The following is a 16481-nucleotide window of genomic DNA, read 5'->3' on the forward strand; positions in this document are numbered from 1 at the left end:
CGTGCCCGTCCCGTCATCACCCAGCAGGCGTCGGCCGGTGCTGGCCGCCGTCGCCGCGGCGACGGCCGCCGCCGCGGCCGCCGTGTTCGCCCCGGCGACACCCGCCCTCGCGGCCACCACCACCCTCTACGCGTCCCCCGCCGGCAGCGGCACCGCGTGCTCGGCCAGCCAGCCGTGCGCGCTGACCGAGGCGCAGAACGCCGTCCGCTCCCGCACCGCGGCGATGTCTGGCGACATCGTCGTCGAGCTGGCCGACGGCGTCTACCGGCTCGCTGCGCCGCTGCGGATGACCGCCGCCGACTCCGGCACGAACGGCTACACCGTGACGTGGCGGGCCGCGGCGTCCGCCCGACCCGTCGTCAGCGGGGCCCGGGCGGTCACCGGCTGGTCGCTCGTCGACTCGGGCAAGAACATCTGGCGGGCCAGCGTCCCCGCCGGGCTCGACAGCCGGCAGCTCTACGTCAACGGCGCCGTCGCCACCCGCGCGCGCACCGCCGTGAACCGGGCCGACTTCACCTTCACCACCTCCGGCCTGCGGTTCAGCAACAGCGCGCTCAACTACCTGAACAACCTGGGCAACCAGAACCGGGTCGAGGTGGAGAGCGTGGGCTCGTTCACCGACCGGTACTCCCCGGTGCAGAGCATCAGCGGCAACTTCCTGACCATGCAGCAGCCGGCCTGGAACAACAACACGTTCGGCTTCGACACCCTCTCCAGCCCACACCGCGCGGGCCCGTTCTACCTGACCAACGCGTACGAGTTCCTCGACACGCCGGGGGAGTGGTACCTCAACCCGGGCAGCGGGCAGCTCAACTACATCCCGCTGGCCGGGCAGAACATGAGCAGCGTCAGCGTCGAGCTGCCGCAGTTGCAGTCCCTGGTGAACGTCGGCGGCACCTACGACGCCCCCGCGCACCACATCTCGTTCAGCGGGATCACCTTCACCGGCACCAGCTGGCTCGGCCCCAGCAGCAGCAACGGCTTCGCCGACCAGCAGACCGGCGCGCACATCGTCGGCACCTGGGCCCGCCCGGCCGACGCCCTGACCTCCTGCCAGGCCGGCTGCCCCCAGTTCGAGGCCACCCGGCCGAACTGGGCCCAGATGCCCGCCGCCGTGCAGGTCTCCGCCGCGAACACCATCACCTTCAGCGACTCGCAGTTCGTCAACCTGGGGCAGACCGCCATCGGCATCGGCAACGACGCCAACGCCCACGCCAGCGGGGTCGGCCTCGGCGCCAGCAACATCACCGTCACCCGCTCCGAGATCGCCCGCAACTCGGCCGGCGGCATCGTCGTCGGCGGCGTGCGCGCCGACGCCCACCACCCCAGTGACCAGCGGATGGTCAACCGCAACATCACCGTCAGCAACAACCGGGTGCACGACCTGGGCCTGGAGTACCGGGGGGTCGTCTCGATCCTGACCACCTACGTCAGCACCGCCCTGGTCTCCCACAACGAGGTCTACAACATGCCGTACACCGGCCTGTCGGTCGGCTACGGCTGGGGCGCCAACGACGCCGGCGGCAGCAACCACTACGCCAACCGCGGCCTGTACAACTACCAGCCCCGCTACACGACGGCGACCACCGCGTCCAACAACCAGGTCATCGGCAACTACGTGCACGACGTCATGCAGCAGATGACCGACGGCGGGTGCATCTACACGTTGTCGGCGAACCCGGGCGCGACCATCAACGAGAACTACTGCCTGCGCACCAACGGCTGGTTCGGGCTCTACTTCGACGAGGGGTCCCGTTACTACACCGCCCGCACCAACGTGTTCTCCAACACCGGCACCTGGGCCACCGCCAACTACTGGTACGCCGAGAACATGGGCAACTTCACCGTCACCAACAACTGGTCGACCAACAACAGCACCAACGTGACCAACGGCGACCGGGGCAACGTCGTCAACAACAACACGGTCGTCAGCAACAACAACTGGCCCTCGGGCGCCCAGACGGTGATGGCCAACGCCGGCGTGCAGGGCGGCAGCAACCCGTCGCCGCAGGGCGCGCAGATCGTCGGCGTCCAGTCCGGCCGGTGCGCCGAGATCGGCGGCTCCAGCACCACCAACGGCACCCAGGCCCAGCTCTGGGACTGCGTCGGCGCGGCCAACCAGCGGTGGACGCAGACCGCCAGCCGGCAGCTCATGGTGTACGGCAGCAAGTGCCTGGACGCCTCCGGGCAGGGCACCGCCAACGGCACCCAGGTCGTGATCTGGGACTGCAACGGCCAGGCCAACCAGCAGTGGAACGTCAACGCCAACGGCACGATCACCGGGGTGCAGTCCGGGTTGTGCCTGGACGCCAACGGCGCCGGCACGGCCAACGGCACGAAGCTCATCCTCTGGGCGTGCAACGGCGGCGCCAACCAGCAGTGGAGCCTGCGCAGCTGAGCCCGGGGGCGCGCAGGGCCGGCCCGTCGCCGGCCCTGCGCGCCGCGCCCGCGCCGGCCGCCCGGGCGGCGACGACGTCGCAGGCGGCGCGTCGCGCGCCGGCCGCCGGCCCGGCTAGTGGCGTCGCGATCCCCGGATGAACTGGTCGACGGCGGTCTGCGCGATCCCGTCGAGCAGCTCCGACGCCACCAGGTTGCCGTTGACCAGCATGGCGATGCCCTGCAACGTCGCGAACAGCACGATGCCCACGCGCTCCGGGTCGCCGGGCTCCAGCACCCCCTGCGCCTGCCCCTGCACGATCAGGTCGTGCATCAGCCCGAACGGCGCGGCGGCGGCCTCGACGAGATGATCGGCCCCCGCGCGGTGCTTCCTGGTGAACATCAGCTCCAGCAGCGCGGCGTCCTCGGTGGCGAACCGCAGGTAGGCCGCCGCCATGGCGTGCAGGCGCGGCCCGAAGTCGCCCCCGGCGGCGGCGAGCGCCGCGCGGAGCTGCGCGTGCAGCCGGGCGAACCCGGCTTCGGCGAGCGCGTCGAGCAGCGCCTGACGGTCGGGGAAGTGCCGGCGCGGCGCGGCGTGGCTGACCCCGACCTCCCGCGCCAGCTCGCGGAGCGAGAGCTGCTCCGCGCCGTGCTGGCGCAGGCTGCGCTCGGCGGCGGCGAGCAGCGTCGGGCGGAGGTTTCCATGGTGGTACGCGGGCACCGGGTCATGGTAGCCAACGATGTCGTCATTGCCGACATTGTTGTCACCGGATACATTGTTTCCCATGACAACATTCACGCTCGCCCAGCTCCCCGCCATGACCGGCCGTACCGTCGTCGTCACCGGCGCGAACAGCGGCATCGGCCGCACCGCCGCCCGCGCGCTCGCGGCCCGGGGCGCCCGCGTCGTGCTCGCCGTCCGGGACCCCGCCAAGGGCGAAGCCGCCGCCGCGACCATGACCGGCGACGTCGACGTACGCCGGCTCGACCTCGCCGACCTCGCCTCGGTCCGCGCGTTCGCCGAGGGCTACGCCGAACCGATCGACGTGCTGATCAACAATGCCGGCGTGATGATCCCGCCGCTGGGCCGCACCGCCGACGGGTTCGAGCTCCAGTTCGGCACCAACCACCTCGGGCACTTCGCGCTCACCAATCTGCTGCTGCCCCGGATCCGCGGACGGGTGGTCACCGTCTCCTCCAGCGGGCACCGGGCGGGGAGGATCGACTTCGCCGACCTCAACTGGGAGCGCCGGCCCTACCGGGCGTTCCCCGCCTATGCACAGTCGAAGCTCGCGAACCTGCTGTTCACCGCGGAGCTGCACCGCCGGCTCACCGAGTCCGGCTCGCCGGTGCGCGCGACCGCGGCCCACCCCGGCCTCGCGGCCACCAACCTGCTCGGCCACCTCGACCACGACCGTTCCCTGCTGCACCGGCTCCAGACGGCGGTGACCGACCGGCTGGCGCAGAGCGACGAGGACGGCGCGCTGCCCACGCTCTACGCGGCGGTGGCCGACGTGCCGAGCGGCAGCTACGCCGGGCCGGGCGGCTTCCTCGAGGCTCGCGGCACGCCGAAGCTCGTCGGCCGGTCGAAGGCCGCCCGCGACGGCGACGCCGCCCGTCGCCTGTGGACGGTCTCCGAGGAGCTGACCGGGGTCGCCTTCCCGCTGGCCGCCCAGCGCGCCCGGTAGCGGTTCCCCGGCCCGCCGGCCGCCTGCGGAGGCAACCCCGCGTGACGGTCCGGCCACTGTCCCGGGCCGGGCGGGTAACGGGGAGGGCTATGCTTCGGCGCGGAGCGTGGCCCGTCCCCCGAGCGCCGGGGCGGGCGTCGAGTCGAGGGCGGTGCGATGAACATCGGGGAGATCGCCCGGCGGGCGGGGGTGTCCCGCAGCACCGTGTCGTACGTGCTGAGCGGGAAGCGGACCGTGTCGGAGCCGACCCGGCAGCGGATCCAGGCGGTCATCGACGAGCTGGACTACCGCCCCAACGCCAGCGCCCGCGCGTTGAAGGAGGGGCGCACCCGCACCCTCGGGCTGGTGATCCCCCCGGCCAGCCAGCGGCTGACCGACATGCAGCTCGGCTTCGTCGCCAGCGTCGTCGAGGCGGCGGCCCGGCACGACCTGGACGTGCTGCTGTCCCCCTCCGGTGGCGACCACGACCGCTCGTTCGAGCGGATCGTCGCCGGGCGGCGGGTCGACGGGGTGGTCCTGATGGAGATCCGGCTGTCCGACGACCGGGTGACCCGGCTGGCCAAGGTGGGCCTGCCGTTCGTCACGATCGGCCGGACGGCCGAGCCGCACGGCATGAGCTGGATCGACGTCGACTACGCCGGGCTGATCGCCCGGTGCGTGCACCACCTGGCCGACCTGGGGCACCGGCACGTGGCGCTGGTGAACCGCTCCGCCGAGCTGGTCGCCTCCGGCTACGGGCCCAGCCACCGGGCGCTGGCCGGCTTCCGGGCGGCGGTGGCGGAGCGGGGCCTGGTCGGCGTGGACGTCTGCTGCGGCGACGACGCCGCCTCCGGCGAGGCGTGCGTGGCGCAGTTGCTCGCGACGTACCCGCAGCTCACCGCGATGGCCACCATCAACGAGGCCGCGCTGCCCGGGGTGCAGCGCGCCCTGGCCGGCGCCGGGCTGGCCGTGCCGGGGGACTTCTCGGTCACCGGGGTCGCCGCCCGGCACTGGGCCGAGGACTTCTCCCCGCCGCTGACCGCCGCCGACGTGCCGATGGCCGACATGGGCACCGAGGCGGTGGCGCTGCTGTTGGAGATCATCGCCGCCCCCGGCGCCGTGCCGCGCCACCGCCTCTACCACCCGCCCGTCTCGCTGCGGTCCAGCACCGGCCCGGCCCGGCCCCGCTGACCGGCCCGGCTACCCGCCGGCGGCCCGTCGCCCCTGCTGCGCGGCGGCGAGGATCAGGTAGCTGCTGGCGGTCCAGGTGTAGGCACGGTCCCGCAGCCCCGCGCCGGTCTCGGCGTCGAAGTTCTCCGCGAAGCCGGACTTCTCGCACAGGGCGAGGAAGCGCCGGCTGACCTCGTCGGCGAGGTCGGTGTGCCCGGCCCGGCGCAGCCCGTCCTCGACCAGCACGGTGGAGGGGGCCCAGATGGGGCCGCGCCAGTAGCCGTCGGCCAGATAGTCGGCCGAGTCCGGCGGCTCGGTGGCCAGCCCGTGCGTGGTCAGGTGGGCCTCGACGCCCCGGGCCAGCGCGGCGGCGACCGGGGTGGGCAGGTCCGCGCCGAGCGTGACGGGCATCAGGTCGAGCAGGCTGCGGCTCGCCCGCCGCCGCCCCGTACGCGGGTCGCGGGCGGCGAAGCGCGCGCCGTCCCACAGGTCGCGGAGCAGGGCCGCGCGGATCCGGTCGGCCTCGGCGGACCAGCGGCCGGCGGGCTCGCCCAGCTCGGTGGCGAGGTCGGCCAGGCAGCGCAGCTGCGCGACCAGGAACGCGGCGAGGTCGGCGGTCTGCACGACCCGCCCGCCGTCGAAGGTGGTGGCGTTGTCCCAGCCGCTGTCGTTGCCGTGCTGGTAGTGGGGCAGGTCCTGGCCGGGGGCCCGGCGCCCGTCCAGCCAGAACCCGGTCCAGCGGGCCAGCCGCTCGTACGTCTGGGCCAGCGCCGCCCGGTCCGGCGGCGCGGGCAGGCGGCGGCGCAGGCGTCGCAGGGCCCAGCCGTGGATGGGCGGCTTGACGTAGTTGTGCAGGACCTCGGAGTGGGTGACGGAGTCGGGCAGGGCGCCGGCCGGGTCCTGGTGGTCGAAGGGCAGGTGGAACTGGTGCCAGGCCAGCTCCGGCTCGCCGGCGGCCAGGGCGATCGCGTTGAAGCAGTGGTCCCAGCTCCACACCTTGTCCATCCAGTGCTTGGACATCAGCACGGCGGGCCGGGTGACGAAGCCCGCGGGGGCTACGGTGGCCGACCACAGCACGTACGCGGCCAGGTCGGCGGCCGGGGTGTCCGGGCCGCGCCACGGCGCGACCGCGTCGACGAAGGCGGCGAACTCGGTGCTGCGGTCGTGGTGCAGCCGGTCGAAGGCGGCGGTCGCGGCGTGCGGCGCACGGGCGGTCGCGTACTCCTCGATCGCGACCTCCCACGGCTGGTCGCCGGGGAGGTCGAGGAACCGGTCGGCGGTGCCGAGCGCCTCGACGCCCCCGGTCCGCCGCAGCGCGCCGGAGAGCACGGTGACCCGGTAGCGGCGACCGGTCTCGTACGAGGTGAACACGTGCGAGCCGTCGAGCGGGTCGAGGTAGAGGTAGGTGCCGCTGAACGGGGTGAGGGTGGCCGCCGCCGCGGCGATCCGCAGCCCGAGCCGCCGGCCCCGCAGCCGCAGGGTGTCCGGCCCGGCGTAGACGGCCTCGATCCGGCCGGCCCCGTCGCGCCAGGTGAGCAGCGTGGGGGTGGCGACGACCGTGGCGTCGGACCCGGCGGGGGTCAGGCGCAGCACGGCGTGCAGCCCGGTCTGGTGCGAGACCAGGTGCAGGTCGTCGGCGTACGTCTTCTCGGCGATCACCGGGGAGATGTCGAGCCAGGACCCGCGGTAGCTGAACGGGATGTCCTGGATGGGGAACTCCGGGCCGGGCGGGGCGACGGTCATGGGCGGCGAATGCCCTTCCTCTGAACGCTTCGCGGTCGGCGAACCGATTCGACGAACCGGTTCGGACGAAGATAGGTCCGTCGATGGTTGGCGGTCAAGGTGTGGCGGGGGCCGGGGGATCTACCAGGAGGGAAACGGCGTCGTCACCGCACTGTCATTTCATTGACATCTATCGACGCCCGGCCCTACGATCCCTGCGAATCGGTTCGCAAGTGCTGCCCTCCGGAGAGCGTCCCCCACGCCCCACCAAGGAGCCGCCCGTGAAGACCCCGTCCCGCAGCAGGCCAGGAGGAGCCCGTGCGCTCGTCGCCCGCCTCGTGGTCGCCCTGCTCGCCGCCACCGCCGCCGTGACCGTCGCCGGGTCCCCCGCGCGGGCCGCCGACGAGTCGATCACCGTCAACTTCGCCACGACCACCGGCACGCCCACCTACCGGGCGTCCGGCTGGATCTACGGCATGACCGAGAACGCCAGCGGCCCGGCCGACCACTTCTACCGCGACGTCAAGTTCCAGTACATGCGCGCCGGCGGCGCACAGCTGCCCGGCAGCGGCTGGGTCGGCGGCAACTACGACCGTCGCTGGAACTCCACCCTCGCCCAGGCCCGCCGGACCGCCGCCCTCGGCGGCCAGTTCATCATCCTGCCCCACGACCTGTGGGGCGCCGACGGCGCGGGCATCTCCCGCTTCCCCGGCGACAACGGCAACTGGACCGACTACGACAACTTCCTCACCCGGCTCATCGGCGACGTCCGGGCGGCCGGGCTGACCGTGCAGTGGGACATCTGGAACGAACCCAACATCACGATCTTCTGGAACCGCCCGATCTCGCAATACCTCGAACTGTGGCGGCGCACCTACCAGCGCCTGCGCGCGGAGTTCCCCAACCAGCTCATCGTCGGGCCGAGCTGCGCCTGCGTGCCGTCGACCAACCACGCGTTCTGGAACCAGTACCTGGACTTCGTCCGCTCGACCAACACGGTGCCGGACATCGTCAGCTGGCACGCGCTGCCGGGCGACCCGGTCGCCAACGTCGCCGCCGCCAACGCCACCCTCGACCCGCGCGGCATCGCCCACCCCCGGCCTTACCAGATCAACGAGTACGGCGCGACCGACGAGCAGAACCCGGCCGACGGCGCCTGGTACATCGCGCGCCTGGAACGGGCCCGCGCGGACGGCCTGCGGGCCAACTGGGCCGGCGGCGGCAACCTGCACAACGACCTCGGCAACCTGCTGGTCCGCAACTCCGCCGGCCAGCACCAGCCCAAGGGCGAGTGGTGGGCCTACCGCTACTACGCCTCGCAGACCGGGCAGGCCGTCGCGGTGACCGCCAGCCAGTCCTACGACGCGTACGCCACCAAGGCCACCGGCGCGGCGAAGGTCCTCGTCGGTGGCGGGCGCACCACCGGCAACCTCACCGTCAACCTGCAACGGCTGGACACCACCAGCGGCATCGTGCAGAACAACCAGGTGCGGGTCCTCACGCAGCGCATCCCCCACAACAACGGCGGGGCGGTGCAGGGACCGGTCACGGTCTCGAACAGCGTGGTCGGCGTGGCCAACAACAACGTCGCCGTGACCCTGCCGTACGGCAACCAGACCGACACCTACACCGTCACCCTGCTGCCGCCCTCGGACACCGGCTTCCAGTCGGTGGCGGTGGCCCAGCACTCCCAGCAGTGCCTGGACAACACCGGGCTCAGCGCCGCCGACGGCAACCCCCAGCAGCAGTACCCCTGCGAGGGCGGGGACCAGCAGCTGTGGAACTTCCGCCCGGTCGACGGGGTGGCCAACACCTACACCGTGGTCAACCAGGGCAGCGGCAAGTGCCTCGACGTCAGCGGGGCGTCCACCGCCGACGGCGCGGCCGTGCAGCAGTGGACCTGCCAGAACAGCCCCAGCCAGCAGTTCGCCCTCCGCAGGGTGACCTACGGCGGCAACGACCCGCACGACTACCAGCTCGTCGCCCGGCACAGCGGCAAGTGCGTCGACGTCAACGGGGTCTCCACCGCCGCCGGGGCGCGGATCCTCCAGTGGACCTGCAAACCGGTCGGCCAGAGCAGCCCGCTGAACCAGACCTGGCGGATCTGGGGCCGGTAGCCCGTCCCGCCCCACCCCCACCCCCGGAAGGAGCCACCCCGTGCGAACCCCGTCCCCCAGCGGGCCAGGACCGGCCCGCGCACCCGTGCCGAGGCGGCGTCGCCCGCGCCGCCTCGGCGTCCTGGCCGGCGCGCTGCTCGGCCTCCTCGTCGTCGGCGGCGCCGCGCCCGCCGCCCTCTTCCCGGCCGCCGAGGCGGCGTCGGCGGCGGCCGCCATCGAGCCGGGGCAGAGCACCCCGGTCGTGGGCGTCCAGTCCGGCCGGTGCGCCGAGGTTCCCAACTCCAGCACCACCAACGGCATCCAGACCCAACTGTGGGACTGCCAGGGCGGCGCCAACCAGACCTGGACCTGGACGTCGGGCCGGCAGCTCACGGTGTACGGCACCAAGTGCCTGGACGCCTCCGGCCAGGGCACCGCCAACGGCACGGCGGCCATCATCTGGGACTGCAACGGCCAGGCCAACCAGCAGTGGAACGTCAACGCCAACGGCACGATCACCGGGGTGCAGTCCGGGTTGTGCCTGGACGCCAACAGCGCCGGCACGGCCAACGGCACGAAGCTCATCCTCTGGGCGTGCAACGGCGGCGCCAACCAGCAGTGGACGTCGCCGACGACCCCGCCGACGACGACCCCGCCGACGACGGCCCCGCCGCCGCCCGGAGGGCGGCCCTGCGACATCTACGCCTCCGGCGGCACCCCGTGCGTGGCGGCGCACAGCACGACGCGGGCGCTCTACGCGGCGTACAACGGCAACCTCTACCAGGTCCGGCGCTCGTCGGACAACACGACCCGCAACATCGGCCTGTCGGGCGCGGGCGGCACCGCCAACGCGGCGACGCAGGACTCGTTCTGCGCCGGCACGACCTGCGTGATCACGGTCGTCTACGACCAGTCCGGGCGCGGCAACGACCTGTGGTACCAGGGGTCGAGCGTGGTGCCGGGCTCGCCGCAGAGCAGGCCGGCGGTCGCCACCTCGGAGTCGCTCACGGTGGGCGGCGCCAAGGCGTACTCGCTCTACATCAACCCCGGCAACAGCTACTGGCGCGACGGCCACCTGACCGGCGTGCCCACCGGCGCCGCGCCCGAGGGCATGTACATGGTGACCAGCGGCACCCACGTCAACAACGGCTGCTGCTTCGACTACGGCAACAGCGAGACGACGAGGAAGGCCGACGCCGCCGGGGCCATGGACGCCATCAACTTCGGCACCCAGTGCTGGTTCGGCGGCTGCTCCGGCACCGGCCCGTGGGTGCAGGCGGACCTCGAATGGGGGCTGTTCCCCGGCGGGAGCAGCTCCTGGAACCCCAACCAGCGGGCGTTCACCAGCAAGTTCGTCACGGCGACGCTGAAGAACAACGGCACGACCCGCTTCGCGATCAAGGGCAGCAACGCCCAGTCGGGCGGCCTCTACACGCTCTGGGACGGCGCGCTCCCGCCCGGATACAGCCCGATGAAGAAGCAGGGGGCCATCATCCTGGGCAGCGGCGGGGACTGCTGCAAGCCCGACGGCGGCGCGAACCTGAGCGCCGGCACCTTCTACGAGGGGGCGATGGTCGCCGGCTACCCGTCCGACGCGACGGAGAACGCGGTGCAGGCCAACGTGGTGGCCGCCGGCTACCGCTGACCTGACGGCGGGGCCCGGCAGAGCCGGCCGGGCCCCGCCGCGCCGGCCCGGGCTCAGCCGGTCCGCGCCCGGCGGGCGGCCAGCTCGGTGCGGTTGCGCACCCCGAGCTTGCGGAAGATGTTGCCCAGGTGGAACTCGATCGTCTTGACCGAGACGAACAGGCGCTGCGCCGCCTCCCGGTTGCTGAGCCCGTCGGCGATCGCGGCGGCGACCCGGGCCTCGGCGTCGGTCAGCGCCGGCCGACCCGCCGCGCCCGGGAACGCGGCCGCCGCCGACGGGTCCACGCCGACCGACCCCGCGCCCTGCGTCCCGGCCGGCGGCTGGCCGCCGAGCAGCCGCAGGTCCTTGAGGACCAGGGCGAGCAGGCCGGCGGCGCCGGCGCGGGCGTAGCCGGCGGACGCCTGCTCCAGCAGCCGGGCCGCCTCGCCGCGCCGACCGGACCGCCCGTGGTGCGCGCCGAGCAGCCAGGCGACGCGGGCCGCCAGGAGCTGCTCGATGGGGCGGGTCAGCCTCCCCAGCGCGGCCGTGAGCGCGGCCGTGGTCGCGGGCGAGTCCGGATCGAGGATCCAGGCCCGCCACGCCGGCAGCACCGGGCCGCCCGGCCAGGAGTCGGGCGGGTCGGCGACGTCGGCGAGCAGGGTGGCGGCCAGCCGGGGCCGGCCGGCGAGGGCGTGGTGGGTGGCCAGCTCCCAGCGGTGCTCGTGTTGCAGGCCGGCGGTCACTCCGGCGTCGGTGGCCACCACCAGTTCGAGCAGCCCCACCCACGCGTCGTGGTCGCCGCGCGCGAACGCCAACGCGACCGTGCACTCGGGCAGATGCCGGGCTACCCAGGCCGAACCGACCCGCGCCGCGAGGCCCCGGGCCTGGTCGAGATGGTCCGCCGCCTCGTCCAGGTCACCCCGGAGCGCGTCGCACTTGGCCAGCCACGACGTCGCCTCGGCCTGCACGTCCAGGCTGTCGCAGAGCGCGGCGAGGCGCACCGCCTCCCGCAGCTCGGCCTGCCCCCGCACCAGGTGCCCGGCCCACGCGTCGCCGGCCCCGATCATCGCGAGCAGCCGGGCCCGGTCCACCGGCGTCAGGTCGAGGGCGTCGACCAGCGGGGCGAAGCGCCGCGCCTCGTGCGGGCGCATCAGGGTCAGCGCCGCCGTCAGCGCGCACTCGACAAGCACCGGGTCGTCGCCGAAGGCGTTCTGGTCGAAGATCCGCAAAGCGCTGTCGAGGTATTCCGGTCCGTCGGCGAGGCCGGCCCGGGTCGCCGCGGTCCCCGCGAGCGTGCAGTAGATCAACTCTGTCCGTGGCGAGCGGATCGCGCCGTGCGCCTTCCGCGCGCGGGCCAGGAACGGCAGCATCTGGTGGCTGTCGGCGGTGCGCGACAGCGCGACGAACGCCCGGAAGGCCAGGCGGGCGGCCCGTTCCGGGTCGGCGCCGTCGGCCGCCGACAGGAGACGCTCGGCCGCGATCTCGGTAGACACGCCGGTGAGCGTAGAACCGGGGTCCAAGCCCGGGATTTCCCCGGTGTCCCCCCGACCCCCGCCGGCAGACACTGCTTGCCATCCGCCGGCCCTCCGGCGGCGACCTCGTCCGGAGCCTCCATGATCCTCATCCTGACCGCCCCCGACGACGTGCACGCCGACGCGGCCGAGGTGGAGCTGCGCCGCCGCGGCGCGAACTGGGTCCGCTTCGACCCGGCCGACGTGCCGGCCCGCGCGGCGCTGTCGGTGGCCGTCCGCGACGGGCGGCTGACCCGTACCCTCGTCCGCCACCCCGACCCGTCCGGCCCCGGCGCGGACCCCGCCGGCCGGCAGGTCGTCGACCTCGACGCGGTGACGGCCGTCTGGTTCCGCCGTCCCGGCAACCCCGTCGCCCCCGCCCACCTCGGCGACCCCTACGCGCGGTACGTGGCCGAGGAGAGCCGGCAGTTCGTCGGCGACGTCTGGGAGACCCTCGCCGAGGTGCCGACCCTGCCCGCGCCCCGCCCGGTGGTCCTGCGCGCCCAGCAGAAGGTCCGCCAGCTCCAGCTCGCGCTGCGCCTCGGCTTCGACGTGCCGGCCACCGTGGTCGGCAACGACCCGGCCGCCGTGCTCGACCTGTTCGGCCACACCGGCGGCCGGCTGATCGCCAAGCAGGTCGGCCTGACCGACATCGGCGACGGGCTGATGCGCTTCACCGAGCCGGTCACCCACCGCGACATCGGCCACGTCGACGGGGTACGGCACTGCCCGTTCATCGCGCAGGCCCGCGTGCCCAAGCAGGTGGAGCTGCGGGTGACCGTCGTCGGCGACCGGGTCTTCACCGCGGCGATCGACTCGCAACGCTCCAACCACGCCCGCCACGACTGGCGGCGGCAGGACGGCCGCAACACCCCGCTGAGCCCGTACGACCTGCCCGCCGACGTGGCGGCGCGCTGCGTGGCGCTGACCCGCGCCCTCGGCCTCTGCTACGGCGCCCTGGACCTGATCGTCACCCCCGACGGCCGGCACGTGTACATCGAGATCAACCCCAGCGGCCAGTACCTGTGGGTCGAGGAGGAGACGGGGCTGCCCATCACGGCGGCCGTGGTCGACCTGCTCACCCGGGCCGCGTCCACCCCCGGAGCCGCCCTGTGAGCACCCTGGACCCGGCCCTGCTCGACGAGGCCCTCGCCCTGGTGCGGGAGCTGACCCACGCCCGCGCCAGCCTGCGCGACGCGCAGGACCGGCTCGCCCCCCTGCGGAGCCGCTGGCCGCAGGCCGATCCCGCGCTCGTGCGCGACGAGGAGGGCAGCGACGGCTCGGTCTCCTTCGACGTGCTGCTGCGCGAGCCCGCCGGCACCGTCTCCGTCGCGTACAGCCCGGTCCCGGCGCTGCCGTGGCCGCTGCGCGGGGCGATCCGGCACTCCGAACACCATCTCGCCCGGATCGGCACCCGGACGCTGCTGGTGGGGGAGGCCCTGACCGCGCTGGACTTCCTCTGGTACGACCACGACGTGCTCGCCCGGCTGGTCGACACCGGCGTGCTCGCCGCCGAGCTGGAGCTGCACCCCGTCGAGGTCACCGACGCCGAGCTCCAGGCGGCGGCCGACGCGTACCGCCGGGCCAAGGGCCTGCTCGACCCGGCGTCGACCGCGCGGTGGCTGGCGGAGCGGGGCCTGTCCGCCGGGGACTTCGCCGACCTGGTCGCCCACACGGTCGCGGTGGCCCGGCTGCGCGAGCGGGTGGTGGGCGTCCGGCTGCCGGCCTGGTTCGCCCGGCACCGCTCGGACTTCGACACCCTCGTCGTCGCCTGGGCCGCCGACGCGCCGCCGCCCAGCGAACCGGAGGCGGCCCTCGCGGCGGTGGCCGCGGCCGTGCGCGCCGGCCGGGCCGCCGGGGTGCTGCGGACCGTCGCTGCCGCGGCGGCCCCGGAGGTGCGCGACGCCACCGGGCCGGTGTCGACGGTCGTCGCCGGCACGCCGGTGACCGCCGTCGTGGTGGCCCGGGAACCCGCCGAGCTGGACGACGCCACCCGGCCGCTGGTCGAGCGGGCCGTGTTCGACGAGTGGCTGGCCGACCGGCGGGCGGACACGGACGTCGAGTGGTTCTGGCTGCCCCGGGAGCGGACGGCGCAACCCCGGTGACCGGCCGGCGGCGGGTGCCTGTGGTGCTCCAGGTCGCCGCCACCGACTGCGGCCCCAGCGCGCTGGCCATGCTGCTGGCGGCGTCGGGCCGGGCGGTGCCCGTGGCGAGGCTGCGGGCCCACCTCGACGTCGGCCGCGACGGGCTGAGCCTGCGCGACCTGCGGGACGCGGCGCAGGAGTTCGGGCTGCGCTGCCGGGCGATCGCGCTGCCGGCCCTGCGGCAGGACGCGACGCGGCTGCGGGACCTGCCGCTGCCCCTGGTGGCGCACTGGAACGGCGACCACTACGTGGTGGTGGAAGGCGTCGGCCGGCGCGGCGTCGACGTCGTCGATCCGGCCGTCGGGCGGCGGCGGCTGACGCCCGCCCAGTTCTGCGCCGGCTCGACCGGGGTGGTGCTGCTGGCCGAGCCCGCCGGCCCCGCGCCGCCGGCCACCCCCACCCCCGGGCCGGTGCGTGAACTGCTCGCGCCGGTGCTCCGCCGGCACACCGGGCTGCTTGCCGTGCTCGCGGCGGCGTCGCTGCTGATCACCGTGGCCGGGCTGGCCGTGCCGTGGGCGACGGCCGCCATCATCGACGCCACGACGCCCCCGCGGGCGTCGTGGCTCGCCGCCGTCGCCGTGCTGGCGGCGGTCACCGGGACGCTGTCGCTGGCGCGGGGGCTGGCCGTCACCGCGCTGCAACGCCGCATCGGCAGCCGGCTCGGCACCGACACGGTGGGCCGGCTGTTCGAGGTGGTCTACCGGTACTTCCAGCGCCGCTCGGCCGGCGACCTGATCGACCGGGTGCGCGCGGTGGCCGCCGTGCGGGACCTCCTGGCATCGTCGCTGGTGGCCACGGCGCTCGACGGGCTGCTGGTCGTCGGCTACCTGACCGTGGTGGCCGTGCTGGCGCCGCTGCTGGGCCTGGTGGCCGCCGTCGTCATCGCCGCGCAGGTCGGCACGGCGGCGTGGATCGGCAGCCGCGCCGGGGCCCTGCAACGGGAGGAGCTGCTGGCCTCCGGCGAGGAGGCGGCCCGGCTGTCGGACGCGTTGCAGGGCATGGCGGCGATCCGGGTCGCCGGTGCGCAGCGGCGGGTGCTGCGACGGTGGCAGGAGTCGTTCGACCGGGGCGTCGACGCGGCGTACCGGCTGGCCCGGCTGTCGGCGGCCGGGGAGGCGCTGCTCGCCGCCTGGTCGGTGGCCAGCCCGGTGCTCATGCTCCTGGTGGCGGCCCGGCTGGCCGACTCGCCGGGGCGGGCGGCCGGGTTGGCCGCGCTCGCGGTCGCCGCGGTCACCCCGGCGGTGGCGCTGGCCCAGCGGCTGCCGTCGTTCACGCTGCTGACGCCGACGGTGGACCGGCTGGCCGACATCGCGCAGGCCCCCGTCGAACAGCCCGCGCCGGGGCGGCCCGCGCCCGCGCTGACCGGCCTGGTCACCCTCACCGGGGTGGGCTTCCGGTACGACCGGCGCTCCCCCTGGGCGCTGCGGGAGGTGACCGCCGTGTTCCGGCCGGGGGAGAAGGTCGCGGTGGTCGGCGGCTCCGGCAGCGGCAAGAGCACCCTGGTCGGCCTGCTGACCGGGCTGTACGCGCCGACACAGGGGCAGATCCGGTTCGACGGCGTCGACCTGGCCACGCTGGAGCTGGCCTCGGTGCGCCGGCAGATCGGCGTGGTGCTGCAGGAGACGTACGTCGGCGCGGGCACGCTGCGCGAGGCGCTCACCCTGTCCCGGCCCGACGCCTCCGACGCGGCGATCGCCCGCGCGATCCGGCTGGCCGCCCTGCACGACGACGTGGCGGCCCTGCCCATGGGGTTGCAGACTCGCCTCGGCGACGGCGGGGCCGGCCTGTCCGGCGGGCAACGGCAGCGGGTCGCGCTCGCCCGGGCCCTCCTGGCCGAACCCGCCCTGCTGATCCTGGACGAGGCGACGAGCGCGTTGGACACGGTGACCGAGGCGGCGGTCGAGGCCGGCCTGCGCGCGCTGCCGATGACCCGGGTGGTCATCGCGCACCGGCTCTCCACGGTCGCCGACGCCGACCTGGTGCTGGTCCTCGACGGGGGCCGGCTGGTGGAGTGCGGGCCGCCGGCGGCCCTGCTGGCCGGCGGCGGGCCGTTCGCCCGGCTGGCCGGCGCACCCGACGCCACCCGGGCCTGGTCCGGCACCGCTCCCTGACCGACCCCAGCGATCTTGTCGGTCGCTACTGTTAGCCTCCGGACGTCGTCGATCATGGCG

Annotated in this window: 11 protein-coding genes; 8 read left to right on the forward strand and 3 right to left on the reverse strand. The window is 74.6% G+C overall.

Features of this window, described 5'->3' with window-relative positions; all coding sequences use genetic code 11:
* Position 1 precedes the first annotated feature (1 nt).
* On the forward strand, positions 2-2398 hold the full coding sequence (locus O7633_RS32630; protein ID WP_282325164.1) for a ricin-type beta-trefoil lectin domain protein: 2397 nt from the start codon (positions 2-4) through the stop codon (positions 2396-2398).
* Between the two features lie 114 nt (positions 2399-2512).
* Here the strand turns inward: O7633_RS32630 and O7633_RS32635 are convergent, their stop codons facing one another.
* Positions 2513-3097 (reverse strand): TetR/AcrR family transcriptional regulator, encoded by a 585-nt coding sequence (locus O7633_RS32635; RefSeq protein ID WP_282325165.1) that lies wholly within the window; start codon positions 3095-3097, stop codon positions 2513-2515.
* 64 nt (positions 3098-3161) lie between these two features.
* Here O7633_RS32635 and O7633_RS32640 point away from each other — a divergent pair, with 64 nt between their 5' ends.
* Together O7633_RS32640 and O7633_RS32645 are read left to right on the forward strand one after the other, a co-directional pair.
* Positions 3162-4064 carry an oxidoreductase gene (locus tag O7633_RS32640; protein ID WP_282325166.1) on the forward strand — a complete coding sequence of 301 codons (903 nt, stop codon included), beginning with the start codon at positions 3162-3164 and terminating at the stop codon, positions 4062-4064.
* A 156-nt stretch (positions 4065-4220) separates the two neighbouring features.
* Positions 4221-5234: a LacI family DNA-binding transcriptional regulator gene (locus O7633_RS32645; protein WP_278134202.1), complete on the forward strand. Its 1014-nt coding sequence runs from the start codon at positions 4221-4223 to the stop codon at positions 5232-5234.
* A 9-nt stretch (positions 5235-5243) separates the two neighbouring features.
* Here O7633_RS32645 and O7633_RS32650 read toward each other — a convergent pair whose 3' ends face one another.
* Complete coding sequence (locus O7633_RS32650) at positions 5244-6956, reverse strand: trehalase family glycosidase (protein ID WP_282325167.1); 1713 nt, start codon at positions 6954-6956, stop codon at positions 5244-5246.
* Positions 6957-7216: 260 nt separating this feature from the next.
* Between O7633_RS32650 and O7633_RS32655 the strand changes: the two genes are divergently transcribed.
* Entirely contained in the window at positions 7217-9052 is a 1836-nt protein-coding gene (locus O7633_RS32655) for an RICIN domain-containing protein (RefSeq protein WP_282325168.1), read from the forward strand.
* A gap of 40 nt (positions 9053-9092) precedes the next feature.
* Positions 9093-10676, forward strand: coding sequence for an arabinofuranosidase catalytic domain-containing protein (locus tag O7633_RS32660; RefSeq protein ID WP_282325169.1), 1584 nt, complete (start codon positions 9093-9095; stop codon positions 10674-10676).
* A gap of 53 nt (positions 10677-10729) precedes the next feature.
* Here O7633_RS32660 and O7633_RS32665 read toward each other — a convergent pair whose 3' ends face one another.
* Positions 10730-12148 (reverse strand): helix-turn-helix transcriptional regulator, encoded by a 1419-nt coding sequence (locus O7633_RS32665; protein WP_282325170.1) that lies wholly within the window; start codon positions 12146-12148, stop codon positions 10730-10732.
* A 120-nt stretch (positions 12149-12268) separates the two neighbouring features.
* Between O7633_RS32665 and O7633_RS32670 the strand changes: the two genes are divergently transcribed.
* From O7633_RS32670 to O7633_RS32680, 3 genes are read left to right on the forward strand one after another with little or no spacing between them, the layout of a single operon-like run.
* Positions 12269-13282 carry an MvdC/MvdD family ATP grasp protein gene (locus tag O7633_RS32670; protein WP_278134212.1) on the forward strand — a complete coding sequence of 338 codons (1014 nt, stop codon included), beginning with the start codon at positions 12269-12271 and terminating at the stop codon, positions 13280-13282.
* A complete protein-coding gene (locus O7633_RS32675; protein WP_278134213.1) occupies positions 13279-14271 on the forward strand; it encodes a TIGR04500 family putative peptide maturation system protein in 993 nt (330 codons plus the stop codon). The genes O7633_RS32670 and O7633_RS32675 overlap by 4 nt, the downstream gene beginning before the upstream one ends.
* Before the next feature lie 14 nt (positions 14272-14285).
* Positions 14286-16421, forward strand: coding sequence for a peptidase domain-containing ABC transporter (locus O7633_RS32680; RefSeq protein WP_278136397.1), 2136 nt, complete (start codon positions 14286-14288; stop codon positions 16419-16421).
* Positions 16422-16481: the final 60 nt, after the last annotated feature.

This window comes from Micromonospora sp. WMMD712, assembly GCF_029581295.1.
In the GTDB taxonomy this organism is placed as follows: domain Bacteria; phylum Actinomycetota; class Actinomycetes; order Mycobacteriales; family Micromonosporaceae; genus Micromonospora; species Micromonospora carbonacea.

Coding starts and splice junctions, on each gene's coding strand:
- O7633_RS32645 (WP_278134202.1), top strand. CDS start 4,221: ATGAACATCGGGGAGATCGCCCGGCGGGCGGGGGTGTCCCGCAGCACC.
- O7633_RS32640 (WP_282325166.1), top strand. CDS start 3,162: ATGACAACATTCACGCTCGCCCAGCTCCCCGCCATGACCGGCCGTACC.
- O7633_RS32650 (WP_282325167.1), bottom strand. CDS start 6,956: ATGACCGTCGCCCCGCCCGGCCCGGAGTTCCCCATCCAGGACATCCCG.
- O7633_RS32670 (WP_278134212.1), top strand. CDS start 12,269: ATGATCCTCATCCTGACCGCCCCCGACGACGTGCACGCCGACGCGGCC.